Source organism: Paenibacillus lutrae (genome assembly GCF_009757775.1).
In the GTDB taxonomy this organism is placed as follows: Bacteria; Bacillota; Bacilli; order Paenibacillales; family NBRC-103111; genus Paenibacillus_F; species Paenibacillus_F lutrae.
Window position 1 is genome coordinate 293,824 of sequence record NZ_RHLK01000002.1, and the last position, 13,420, is coordinate 307,243.

Below are 13,420 nucleotides of genomic sequence, written 5' to 3' on the forward strand. Positions count from 1 at the left end.
ATCAGCGGAAAGATTTTAAGTCCATCACAGAGGAGGCTTTATCTTGAGTCAGAAAGTTGTTCGTCAGGCAGGTTTACTGCTATTGAGTTTTTGTTTGTTCTTGTCCGGCTGGGGAATGTCCACTCCGGCGCGTGCAGCTGCAGATGTGCTTGTGCCCGTGTCGGCACTTGAGAATGCGGGCTTTGAAATGCCGGTCTCGGCAAATGCGATTCCTGGCTGGACTCAGAATCTTGGGGCCGGGAAAACCGGTACGGTTGGGATTAGTGACAGTATCAAACATAGCGGTGCGGGCAGCCTGAAAGTTACAGACGGGGACAACACCGCTAGCTTCGGTCTGGAAAGCGGCAAAATAAAAGTGCTCCCCGGGGAAACTTACCGGGCCGCCGTTAAAGGATACATAGAAGGCGGAGCGGTGAATATTCAGCTGCGTTTTTATGACAGCGCGGATAAATTGCTGGCCGTCGGCGGGATCGTGGAGGCAGGAGGTTCTGTCTATAAGGAGGGGCCGCTGAATGAATGGCAGACTCTATCCGTTCAGGCGCCAGCGCCGGCTGGAGCAGCCAAAGCTTCGGTCGTTCTCGTAACGGGCAAAACCAAGAAGGGGACTGTGTACTGGGACGATGCCGCATTCACCCGGGTTATGTCCCTTGTGAACAACGGTTTCGAAGAGCCGGCTGCGGGTGCTGCGGTGCCAGGCTGGACACAGAATCTGGGCAGTGGCAGAAGCGGCGGACTGTCCGTATCCGGGGAGAAGTTTGCAGCGGGCAGCTCCAGTCTGCGGATTACGGATCACGATACCGTTAATTTCGGGGCGGAGAGCAGCAGAAGCAGTGTGACGCCGCTGGCTTCGTATACCGTCACGTCGGATGTCTATGTGGAGAGCGGGTCTATTCAGCTCCAGCTGCGGTTCTATAGGGCAGACGGGACGCTAGTCGCATCAAAGGATGGCGGCATCGCCGTCCATGATCCGAATTTTACGAGTGCACCTGCTGGCCAGTGGCAGCGCCTTTCTTTGAAGGCAGCGGCTCCGGCTCAAGCCGCATCGGCGGCGGTTGCTCTTGTCTCCGGCAAGGATTCGCCCGGAACAAGTTACTGGGATGAGGTTTCCCTCGAGGAGGAGGCGTTCGTCATGGCTCCCAAACAGGATCAGGGCGGTCTGCCGGGCCCGGTCCGGTCTCTTTTTCTGGCTAATGGCGGATTTGAACAACCGGCCTCCGGCTCTTCTATACCCGGATGGACCGTGAAATCAGGGAATGTCAGCCTGAGTCAGACGAATACTTTTGAGGGCAAGAACAGTCTCTTTATACAAAATGAGGCGAATACGGGTCCTGCCGTAAATGTAGAGAGTGATCTCATCGATGTAGAAGAAGGCGCAAGCTACTCTCTTACTTCGAGTGTATTCCTGCAAGCGGGCAATCTGGAAGGCTTGTACGTCTATGTCTATGATGCGGGAGGTACTCTTATCCCGGGTCCGACGGGCTCTAGTTTTCATGCCTATGTGAACCTGCTCTCCGCAGCGGCAGACGGCAAATGGGGGTTGGCTGAGGGAACTTTTAAGGTGCAGCCGGGAGGCAAGAAAGCGAAAGTGTCTCTCATAACCGGTACCAAGAAAAGTTTCCAGGTGTATCTCGACGATATCAGTCTGCTGAAAGCTGTTGTGAATGGAGGGTTTGAGCAGGAAGTGACCGGCGGCATCATACCCGGCTGGAGCAAAGTTAACGCAGCAGCCGACGCAGGCTCTTTCGGAGTTACCGGCGAGAAATTCGCGGCGGGAGCCCAGAGCTTGAAGATCCAGAATACACCGGATCAATTTCTTAACGTAATTTCGGAGCTCATTCCGGTTGAAGCGGGCACTACCTATACGGCTAAGGCGCAAACATTCATTGACTACGGAACTGCCGATATGTATGTCCGTTATTTTGATGCGAGCGGGAAATACTTAAACAAACAAAATTACAGCATCAAATCGGAGCCGGCTTCCACCTGGTTTACGATTAACGTCGAAGCGGCAGTTCCGGCAGAGGCAAGTTATGCGGCTGTCATGTTTGCGGGCAGCTCCAAGAAAACCTATTCCTACTATGTGGATGACGTGAAATTGATTAAAGGAAACCACGTCGTACATGAAGTTCCCGTTCCGGATAACGCCCTCTCCAAAGTGGCGCAAGATCTGGGCGTTCAAGTTCGCAAAGCGAATATCATGAGGGGGGATATCGGCAAGTACGGTGACGGACGCGATGTGGTTTACACGGTTGTCCAGGGATCGCCATCCGTATTTACCGTTATCGACATTCAGACAGAGAAAGTGATAACAAGCAAGCCGCTTCCAGATACAGAAGGAGCCTGGTCGGTCAAAGTTTCGAGTGACGGCACTGTCTATCTTGGGGCTTATAACAAAGGCCTGCTGTACCGCTATGATCCTGTATCAGAGAAGCTGAGCAACCTGGGTCATCCGCTGGCTTCCAAAGATGCGGTCCTCTATCCGATGGACAGCGGGCCGGACGGCAAAATGTACGGGGGCACTTACCCTACAGGAAGTGTCTATCAATATGATCCTGTAACGGGGATATTCACGGATTACGGCACGATGGCATCCAAGACGGATGGAGAACGCTGGACACGTGTAACCGTCTATGACGCGGATACGGATAAGATCTATGCAGGCGTCGGCAACCAGGCGCGACTGGTAGAGTATGACATCAAGTCCGGGACCAAACGGGACCTGCTTCCAGAGAAGTACAGAAATATTATTTCGGTCTATGATCTTAATCTCGTAGACGGAAAGCTGTTTGCCCGCAAAGAGGCGAACAACAGTTTCGAAACGTTCGTCCTCGACGCCAAAACAGGCCAGGAGATTTTAATCACGGATGGGGACACGGGAACCCAAAGTTATGAACTAATTAATTACTCGCGCGGCGTTTCTCCTAAATCGCCGATTGCGAACAAGATGTACTATGCCGGGTTGAACGGAATCTTGTTCGAGTATGATCTGAGTACGAATACCTATCGTTCTCTGGGAGTCAGCATCGGGGGAGCGGCGATCGGCTATACCTTCGTACAGCTGAAGGAAGAGGGCTTCCCGGGCTACAGTCTGGTTGGGCTCTCCGGCAACGGCGGCAAGATGTATAAATACAATCTGGAAACCGGTAAAGTCCAGTTGACAGATCTTATGCTGCCTGCTGAAGCCGTAAAGATTCATGATATCGAGAAAGGACCGGACGGCAAAATTTACACGACAGGCTATCTGGCCGGTAATGTGGGCGTGCATACGCCAACGACAGGCAGCAGCATGTATCTGAACGGAATGGGCCAAAGCGAGAGTGTAACGGTCATTGGCGACAGCATGTATTTCGGATTATATCCGGATGCGAAGATCTATGAATATAATCTGAAAAAGCCATGGAACCGCGATGAAACGGATAAGCTGAATCCGAATCTTCTCTTCAGCCTCTCCAAGAATACGCAGATTCCGGGCTATACGCTTCAAGACCGGCCGTTTGGTATAGCCGGTGCCGAGGATCTGAACAAATTGTTCGTCGGAACCGTACCGAAGAACGGACTTTTGGGCGGCGCCTTAGCGGTATACGACCTTAATAAGCGCACAGAGCCGGAAGTCTACTGGAATCTGGTTCCGGACCAGAGCCTGATCACACTTGCCTATAAAGACGGGATCGTATATGGAGGGACCTCTATTCACGGAGGGCAGGGCGGGGCGCCTAAAGCTGCCGAGGCCGTGTTGTTCGGCTGGGATGTGGAAAAGAAGCAGAAGGTATTCGAAGTTGTTCCCGTCGCCGGGAAACAAGCGATTACCGCTCTTCATATAGGACCGGACGGAAACATATGGGGACTTGCAAACGGAGCTTTGTTCATCTTTGATCCGGGGCAGCAAAAAGTCACTTACAGCAAGAACGAGTTCCCGGGTGCGGTCGGCCGATGGATTGACGGATCGATGGTTACCGGTACAGATGGTCATGTTTATGCAACTGTGGGCGGTAATTTCTTTAAAGTAGACGCAGGGACGAAGAAGGTAACGGTACTGGCTTCGCAGGCACAGAAGGTTGCTCAGGATGACTTCGGACATTTTTATTTATATTCCGCAGATGGGATCAATCTATATAAATACACGATACCAGAGCTTATTCTGAAGCTGACGGGGGCAGAGCTGTCCCTGCCGAAGACGACGCTTCGAACCGGTGAACAGCAGCCCATTACGGTGAAGGGTCTCTTGGAAAAGAACCGGAGCACAGAAGAAATGGCGGGGGCTTCCGTCTCTTATACAGTGAGCGACACGGACCTGGCCGTAATTGATCAGGGTGTAATCAAGGCTAAGAAGCCGGGGCGTGTGGATATCCGGGCAGCTGTCGCTCTAGGTGGAAACACAGTACAATCGAATGTTATCCAACTGGTGATTGAAGGGCCGGGATCTGGTACGGGGACTTCTGAACCCGATCACCCGGGCGATACGGATTCGCCGGGAAGCCCCGGTTCACCCGGTGATCCGGTGAACCCTGGCGGACCCGGCTCACCAGGCAGCGGAGGGAGCCCAGGGTCACCCGGTGAAGAGCAGCCGGAAGCCGGAGTGATAGCGGTGGCTCCCGTAAAATCACAGGGAGGTACATGGGAGTATGAGGTGAAGGAAGAATCTTATTCGAAAGCGGCAGCGGAAGCAGCGGCTTCGAAAACGGATAAGCTTCTCATACGGCTGAAGGATGCCGCAGAGGAGGGAAAGATTACTCTTCAGCTTCCATCTTCCACTGTGGATGTCGCTGTGAAGCAAGGTATCTCCAAACTTACAATCGGCACCGGCTTCGCCGATGTGACTCTGCGAGTCGATGCGCTCCAGGAGTATAAGGGAGCTGCTCTTGGACTTGAGTTCGTCAAGACAGATGCAGGCAGCCTGGACCCGGCCATTGCCGGGCAGGCGGGAGGCCGCTCCGTCTATCATTTCAAGCTTTATGCAGATGGCAGCATCATCACGAGTCTCAAAGACCGCAAAGCCGTGGAGATTTCTATGAATTATCGCCTGAATGAATCCGAAGACCCTTCGAAGCTCGCCGCTTATCTGTTGGATGAGGATGGCCGGCTGCGGGTAGTCAAACATTTCAGGTACGACGCAGAGAAGAAACGAGTGACTTTGGTTACCGGTGAATTTAGTCCCTATCTAATTAAACAAGCGGAAGTAAACTTCACGGATGTAAATGAAGAACGGTGGTCCCGTTCTTATATCAATCTGCTTGCTGTCCGTGGAATTATTACAGGCAGAACCGATACTCTCTTTTCTCCGGAAGAGAATGTGACACGGGCTGAGTTTCTGAAGCTGATGATGGAAGCTTTGGATTTAATCGATGAGCATAGTAATGCCGATTTCACTGATGTACACGAAAAAGACTGGTACTACCCGGCAGTCGCGTCTGCTAAGAAGCACGGCATCGTGTCTGGTATAAGCGATACGGAATTCGGACCCGGTCAGAGAATCACAAGAGAGGATATGGCCGTTATTGCCCACCGGGCTTTGCAGGCAGCGGGAATTGAGCTTCCTGAGAAGAATGGCAGCGGTCCATTGGAAGATCAGGACGCAACAAGCGGCTATGCACGCGAGGCTGTGGATGACCTCTATCATGCAGGGGTAATCAGCGGGATGGAGAATCGTCGTTTTGCTCCACAGGAAACAGCCACACGGGAGCAAGCCGCAAAAATTACATGGCTGCTTTTCGAGCTACAATAGCAGCAGGATAATCAGAAGAAGGCAGAGCCTACTCAGCTCTGCCTTTTTTGTGTTTATATCTGGTTAGCGAACGAAATTTTTGTTTGAGATTCGACTTTGCTGACAGCACTGCTTTTGACGACTATTTGCCACAAGGAGAAACCGTATTCCGTAGCCCTTTCCAGACAATTGACTTTCAGAAATCTTCCTCTTCCAGCCGCTTCAATCGTTTCTGTTCCTCCTGAGCCTGTTCTATTCTCGTAAATGTCGGACCAGGTGTGTCCATCGGTGGATACCTGCAGCTGGTAGGCTTTGGCGTAGGCTCCTTCCCATCTTAGCGTTACGGATTCGATATCCGTTATAGTCCCCATATCGACCGATATCCATTGGGGCTCCGAATAGAGACTGCTCCATCTGGTATTAGCATTACCATCTACGGCGTTAGAGGGCTGGTAATTTTGATCCAGGTTATCTTCTTCATAGGAAGAGGCGGTTGTAGGCCTATAGAGAGCTTTATCCAAGTCATTGCCGTAAGTTGCAGTAGTAATCATGATATCCGTGCCAGGAATAGAAATCTCTCCGTAAGCGTTTATGGCTTTTATGTTTACCTCGTAGGTTGTTCCGGGTTCCAGATCTCTTAAGGTGAAAGAAGGAATTTTGGTCGTGTATACCTGGTTATTCACAGATAGTTCGTAGGCAATCACAAATTCTTCTTTGGGTAAGTCGTTCCACTTTATAGTCGCACTGTTTGGTTTGTTGTCCACTAACGTGACTTTGGCTGGATTGGAAAGTTTTGTATGAAGTGCCGGGAAGTCTTCTGATTGATCGTTTGGAGCGAAAAAATGTTTTATTTTTTGTAACGTTAACATTTCAAAGTCTTTTAAAATCAGGGATCTTTCGGCAATGTCATCAAAAAGAACTTTTTCGGGATACATTTTGAGAAGCATTTCTTGTTTTAGTAAAGAATTTTTAATGCTCTCGGCTAAATCAGAGCAATGCAAAATCAGATCGCTTAAATGTAAGCGAGAAGAGGTGGTACTGGCAAAGTTAAGGTGCCGGACATAGCAGCTGAAGTTATATCTGGACCCGGCAATAATTTGAAAAGCTTGTCTCCATGCGCTTAGGGAGTCTTGCATTTCGGTGATCGATGTATTCTTGAAATCCGCTAGAGAATCTACGAAAGATTGGTAAAAAGAAAAGTCGTCCGTATGACGTTTAATCAGTTCTTTAGCACGTTCCAGGTGCGTTTTCCTTACATCTTCTGAAACATGGAATTTTTTGAAATCTACAGCAAATAGCGGCGAGTTAAGTTCTTCCATAATATCAAGTATTCTTCCCCGATCGATCCACTTACCAACGAATTTACTGGCATCATTCAGTTTGTATGTATCCTCTGACTCATTCCATTCTTCAATCATGACAGAGTGCTTGGAATCTGGTGCGAGCAGGTCAAATCCAGGTAAACAACGGGGTTCAATCCCGAAAAACAGAATGTTCCCTTGTTGTAAATTAGAATGTATAAATGCCTCCGTCTGAGAACGGTCTTGTACTTCACATGGAATGGCTAAAATTCCTGTTTCAAACAAATCTTCGTTATTCAAACTCTCTGAAGGATAATTCCAAAACCCTTTGTTTTGAACAATGATATTTTCATAAATCTTATTCGTATTCTCATAACTGTTATAGAACAATTGATAAAAAGCTTCTCCATGATGAATTAAATGTTCGACGAGTTCGATTTTTACGCAGTTCAAATAGTTCTTTCTTAAAAATAAAGCGTCCAAAATAAAACCCCTTTCATGATAAGCAGCACTAGTCTTATTTTCTGGAAAAATCTTTAGTCATTAGTAAAAAGTCGTATTTATGATATCCATAATTTTATAAAAGAATATAAAAATTAAACAGAAAGAAATTATTTACATATTTAATTGATCTGTATATTATAGGATTATAAGTGCTGCCCAAAATATTTTGTATTATAGGTCTTGAAGCATATTAATACAGTCTTCTCACGAATTAGATAGATATATTATATCAGTAAAAAAAATAAATTAAAGTAAAATTATGTACGTCTGAATAAAATTTTAGAGGATTACATGGTTCGAGTATTCAGGCAAATATATTTGATTAGGTAAATAATTGAGGGGTGAATTACTTGATACGCTCTAAACTTGTCAGCATCATTATTCCAACCTACAACAGGGAAAACTTGCTGCACCGCCCCATTGAATCTGTACTCAACCAGACATACTCTAACTGGGAGCTGCTCATTGTAGATGACGGCAGTCAGGATAATACCAGACAATTAATTGAAAGCTACTCACAAAAGGACAGCCGAATTAAGTACATTGCGAATGATCGCTCGAAAGGTCCCTCAGGCGCGAGAAATAGCGGCATCATTCAGTCGGAAGGCGAATACATTGCTTTTCTGGATTCGGATGATGAGTGGCTGGAGCATCATTTACTGGATAGCATAGAGATTTTGGAGAAAAAGAATGTTGAGGTTTGTTTCTCTTTGTGGATTGAAAAACACGCTGAAAAAGAGATCCGGGTATTTGATCCTTTACACACGCAAAATAATTTAAAACAAAAAGCAAGCCTTTTTGAAACTTACAAAAATGCCATTATATTTGATGATCGTTTTTTTGAGCATTATGCTACGGATGACGGCTGGTTCTATCACATTAATACGATGGTGATCCAGAGACAAGTTCTGAATAGAGTCGGGTTGTTGAATGAGAAGTATTTTACGGGAGAAGATACAGAATTTTTTATCCGATTTTTTGCGGAAAGTAAAATCGCGCTCATCAACAATTATCATTTCCTGTATCACCAAACACCGGACAGCCTGTATAATTTTTTCGACCGAAGCCAAGTTGATATCGAGAGCCTCTGCAAAGATAAAGCCTTGTGCGATAAAATCACCAATTCCGGCATTAACTCCAATGAAATTCGTTTGATGATCAGGAAGCGCGTGCAGCAGAGTAAGAGGATCAAGGACAAGAAAAAGTGCTTCAGAACAATCGATGGAGCCATTGCCAGGAAATATTTGACTTTGAGTTATATTAATAGGGATGATTTTCGAAAATCCGTTTACTTTTGCTTATTATCGCTAAGATATAGATTTAACAAGAATAAAATCTTGTACCTGTTTAATTTGCTTCCATTTAGGAAAACCCGTGCGATCAACCAAATGGAGCTTGATTTTTACTAGAGCAGCAGATGGCCCGGCACTTACTCCTTACACCCATAGAACCAAGGAGAAGATTTTATGATTACTAAGAATAAGCGTGTTGAAGGAGTCGTTTTTGACTTCCGCAGCCTTGATCTTGTCGAGCCGTATGCTTGCTTAACCTTGGATGATGGTCCAGATTCACGGCACACCCTGACCATTCTTGAATTGTTAAGGCAAAATAACTCGAAAGCAACCTTTTTTGTGGTAGGGGAGTTCGTAATAAAGCATCCGGAGATCATAAAACAAATGGCAGAGGAAGGCCATGAAATCGGGAATCACACCTTCGCTCACCCGGATTTAAGATATCTCACTCCAGAGCAAATTAAATATGAAGTCGAGAAAACAGAACATCATATTTTTGAAATTACAGGCAAGAAAACGGTTCTCTTTCGTCCGCCATACGGGAAATATACGCTAGAAACTGTAGATATTATTAAGAAATTGGGTTATGAATTTGTCGTGTGGAGTCACAACCTTTATGTTAGAGATTGGGAACTTCCCGGCGTCGATATTCTCGTCCAGCGGATCATGAATAATACCGTGAAGGGGTCGGTTATCCTTCTGCATGATGGAGGCGGTCACCGGAATGAGACAATCGAAACAATCCGGATAGCGGTTCCGCAGTTAATAGAACAAGGACTCCGCTTCGTCACAGTCAGTGAAATGCTTAACAAGCGAAATACTAGATAGAACAACAAAGCTCGCGAGTTGCCCGTAATGGGCAGCTTGCGAGCTTTGTTGCATACGGATTATTTTAATTTAAACCACACAGGAGTTATAGAGTGAATTGTTCCGGAATGCTTGAATTGGAAACCTTCCATAGTATAATTTCCTTTAGGCTGCTGAGGAAGTTTAATCACGAGAAAACTCTCTCCGTTTAGCGTAATGATATGATTTTGGATGTTACTTGGTTCATAAAGCTTTGTTACGAGTACATTCGAATAATCAAGAGTGCTGCCAGCCGGTACTACACTAGATGGCTTATTCTTCAACTTGATCAGGATAGAATCTGAAGTTGCAGGGGCTGAATCCAGCAAGTAGCCAACAGGAAATTCGTAATCTGTCGCAAGCTGGCCATAGACTTCCCCGGTTACGGAATTGTAGGGACGCAGACTCTCGATATCAAGCGAATAAGGCGCCGTGAAGGAAGTTTGTGCGCGTTCGGGATTACAGCCGATATCATTGCAGGCTTCCACTTCGAACGTGTAGGATTCACCGGGCTTTACCGGAATCTCCAATAAGTTCTGCAGGCCTACGGTTGAATACATAATTTGGTTAACATAAACATTATTGGTCATAGAGTCTGGGTTACCGGACGAATAATCGGATACCCATGCAAGTCTGTAAGTTCCTGTCTCCGAATTGTAAAAGAGGGGATCATGGAACTTTACTTTTCCCGGGACTGTATAGATCGATAGGAACACGGTGTTATAAGTTTGACCAGGTGCTATCTTAAATTCCGGGCTTACTGAAGTTGAATAATTCTGTTTAGTTGCAGTTACCGTGTAGGTGATGCCTGGTTTAACATCTTTAAAACGATAGAAACCATTCTGATTCGTAACGGTTGTCTGATTGGTTCCATTAAGTGTGACGAGTGCACCGCTTACTTTGGAAGGTATAGCCCCGTAGACGTAACCTTCAATAATTCCTGTGACGTTGGACTCGTACTGTTTTACCGTAACCTTGATCTCTTTTGTAGCAGAGTGTACACCATTAAAAACTTTAGCGGTTAACTTTACTTCGGAATCACCTGATCCGGCAGCTGGTCTCTCTAAAGGTCCCCCAGGCGATAGAAACTGGCTGTTGCTTGACCACGTGATCATAAAAGAGCCGTCCCCGGAGGCTTTCGGAAATTCAGGTGTTTGTGTGATAGACTCCGCAGAGTCACCAGGCGCATAAATAAGGTCCACCGTAGGCAGGAAGTCTCTCATTTCGTAGACTTTCTTTTTAAGAGTCGTCTGGAACGTATTTGCATTTCTGATTTCATGCTCTACAGCTCCATGGTAAAGAGCAATGTTATAGAGTCTTTCGGCTTCCTGCACTTTGGCCAAAATATTTTCGAAATCGCCATGCTCATCAAAGGCCGCATACATAGCTAGTTCGGCGTTTGCGATTGCCTGTATTTTAACTGCCGATTGCAGAGAAGGCTCAAGTATCATAGAACCGCTGCCGCTCAATAGTGTCATTGCAATGGCATCAGAAGATCCTTTTAACGCAACTTCATAATCCGTTTGAAGCAGTCCTATTCCTTGCGTAGTACCGGCAAAGTTAATGAGGGTTCCTTGTGCTGCAACTTGCATTTGTTTTATGAAAGTAGGCAATTTATTCCCATTGGAGGGAGGGGACAACTCTATTGATGCATTTGGAGCTTCGATCGTAACTTCACCTGATATTGTCCCTCTAAACGTAATCAGTTTTCCTTCAACTGAAGGAGTAAGTGTAATTTTACCCAGCGTACTTTGCAGGGAAGCTACTTCAAGGATTGCTTTAGAAGAGACTTCAGTTTCGTTTACTGTTGTTCCTTCCAAGGCAACAATTCGCACCGTCTGATCATCACCTGAGTTGGCATTCACTTTTAACTTGTTCACGTTTGTGTTCAATAGCTTGATTGAATTAGAGCTTCCTGAACGAACTTCAAGCAGGGCCGGTTGAATATTCTGAAGCGTTACTTCACCGGCAGGACCCGGGTTCACTATCAAATGTTCCACGGTTGTAACGGGTCCGCTTGAAGGGCCGTACGTTCCGGATACATCGATTGTAAGCGTTGTTTGAGGGGTCCGGCTTGCGAGCTTCTGCGCTACAGTTTGTACAGACCCGCCACCGCCTCCTCCGCCACCGGCAAAACCGCCATCGCCACCGCCAGCAGGTGCAGATCCGGTTACAGTTTTGCCGCTTGCGATACCTTTATAGCTCAGCGCATAAATAGTACCAGAGTTCTGGGAAGTGGTCGTGAGTTCCACAATTCTTTTGCTGCCTGTTTTAAAAGCCGCAGCTGTCACGACTAAATTGTTATCGAACTTGAAATCATCTTTGCTGATCTCTGCCAAATCTGCCGAGAACGTCACTTCAAGCGCAGTAGTGCTCTTAGAGAGAAGAGACTCTATAGCCGGTGCCGCCGCCGGCGGTTCTTGAGAGGTCAGTTCTTTGGCTTTTGCCGTGTATACGGAATGATTCGTTTTAAATTCATAAGCCAGTCTTGCAAGCGCTTGGCGCTCCGAGTTTGTTTTGGGACTAAACCGTATAGTTCCATCCGCATTTTCCATTCCATTGACAAATCCGATTTCATAAGCAAGAGACACATGCGCTTTTGCCCAATCGGCTACAAGTTTCATATCGCTTAACTTAGTGGTTACAGGGTATTTCTTTGCCGTTTGCTCCAGTCCCATAGCCCGAATGAAGAAGACCACCAGTTCTTCGCGGGACACTTTTGCATCCGGTGAGAAAGTACTTGCGGTTGTTCCCTCAGTAATTCCGGAAGCAACAAGTGCTCCGACATAACCGCGGTACCAACTGTCTGGGGCCACATCGTTAAATGCTTCTGCCTGTGCCCTATTTTCTTCCAACCCCATGGCAAGAGCCATAATTTTGGCCAATTCCGCTCTTGTCATTTCATGGGCGGGTTTGAAGGAGCCGTCCGCATACCCTGCAAGTATGCCCTCTTCCGCTAATGCTGCAATTTCTTGCTTGGCATAGGAACCGGCAGTGTCTGTGAACACTACGGGTTGTGCACCCAGTGCCAAACTCGGCAATAAGCTTAGCAAGAGTGCCATAACTAAAGCCAAGCTGATCATACGACGTGCTGATAAATCTTTCATACATAACCTCCATATAGATTAATAAAGCAACGTTTGTCCTGCATGATAGTAGATAAATAGATCTTAAGCACTAACAAACAGCTGCAATAAGTATTATACAAGCTGTTAATGGTAATAAATACATGTATTTTTAAATATACAAAGTTTTTATTATAACGGAATAGAATTTGTTCCCATAATTATATATATGGGAATTATTTCCGACCTGTTGGCCGGGAGATCATTGGATATCGTTAACGTTAAGTGTTTTAGCGTATGGTCAATATTCTGGGGGCTGGGATACAAGTCACCAAGCAGCTCGCTGGTACCATGGTCAGGAAAACAAAGGAATTGACTCGAATGAACATGAACGTCATGGACCGTGAAAGAGTGACCATAAGCTCCAGCGCCCCGAAGCGGGTGGGGACTCTGTATGGAAGGGCGATTGAAGTTGTCCGAACGGGGAACGGAAGGCATCATAGAAACCATAACGGAGCGGCTACAAGCAGACGTACGCGTAGCAATCGGAAAAGATCGCCAGAATATGCAAGAGCTCGGACAGTCTTTCCGCGAGATCCACCCTTCAGTCCTTTTATATACGTGAAAAGAATTTCAGTATGACGGCCCGCCAATGGTTGGGGATGCCCCGCAATACACTCATGTATCGGATGGAACGAATTGAAAATCTGG

The 13,420-nt window shown here is 46.6% G+C and carries 6 protein-coding genes and 1 pseudogene; 5 read left to right on the forward strand and 2 right to left on the reverse strand.

Features of this window, described 5'->3' with window-relative positions; translation table 11 throughout:
• Positions 1-43: 43 nt before the first annotated feature.
• On the forward strand, positions 44-5,722 hold the full coding sequence (locus tag EDM21_RS03690; RefSeq protein WP_157333040.1) for an S-layer homology domain-containing protein: 5,679 nt from the start codon (positions 44-46) through the stop codon (positions 5,720-5,722).
• Positions 5,723-5,775: 53 nt separating this feature from the next.
• Here the strand turns inward: EDM21_RS03690 and EDM21_RS03695 are convergent, their stop codons facing one another.
• Positions 5,776-7,485 (reverse strand): discoidin domain-containing protein, encoded by a 1,710-nt coding sequence (locus tag EDM21_RS03695; RefSeq protein WP_157333042.1) that lies wholly within the window; start codon positions 7,483-7,485, stop codon positions 5,776-5,778.
• 362 nt (positions 7,486-7,847) lie between these two features.
• Here EDM21_RS03695 and EDM21_RS03700 point away from each other — a divergent pair, with 362 nt between their 5' ends.
• Positions 7,848-8,915 (forward strand): glycosyltransferase, encoded by a 1,068-nt coding sequence (locus EDM21_RS03700; RefSeq protein WP_157333044.1) that lies wholly within the window; start codon positions 7,848-7,850, stop codon positions 8,913-8,915.
• 57 nt (positions 8,916-8,972) lie between these two features.
• Complete coding sequence (locus EDM21_RS03705) at positions 8,973-9,626, forward strand: polysaccharide deacetylase family protein (protein WP_157333046.1); 654 nt, start codon at positions 8,973-8,975, stop codon at positions 9,624-9,626.
• Positions 9,627-9,685: 59 nt separating this feature from the next.
• Here EDM21_RS03705 and EDM21_RS03710 read toward each other — a convergent pair whose 3' ends face one another.
• Positions 9,686-12,751 carry an S-layer homology domain-containing protein gene (locus EDM21_RS03710; protein WP_157333047.1) on the reverse strand — a complete coding sequence of 1,022 codons (3,066 nt, stop codon included), beginning with the start codon at positions 12,749-12,751 and terminating at the stop codon, positions 9,686-9,688.
• Positions 12,752-13,096: 345 nt separating this feature from the next.
• On the opposite strand from EDM21_RS03710, the pseudogene EDM21_RS25450 reads away from it, so the two are divergent.
• Positions 13,097-13,162 (forward strand): annotated as a pseudogene (locus EDM21_RS25450) (hypothetical protein); the annotation flags it as partial.
• Position 13,163: 1 nt separating this feature from the next.
• Positions 13,164-13,334, forward strand: a complete 171-nt coding sequence (locus EDM21_RS24860) for a hypothetical protein (RefSeq protein WP_235918018.1) — start codon at positions 13,164-13,166, stop codon at positions 13,332-13,334.
• Positions 13,335-13,420 lie beyond the last annotated feature (86 nt).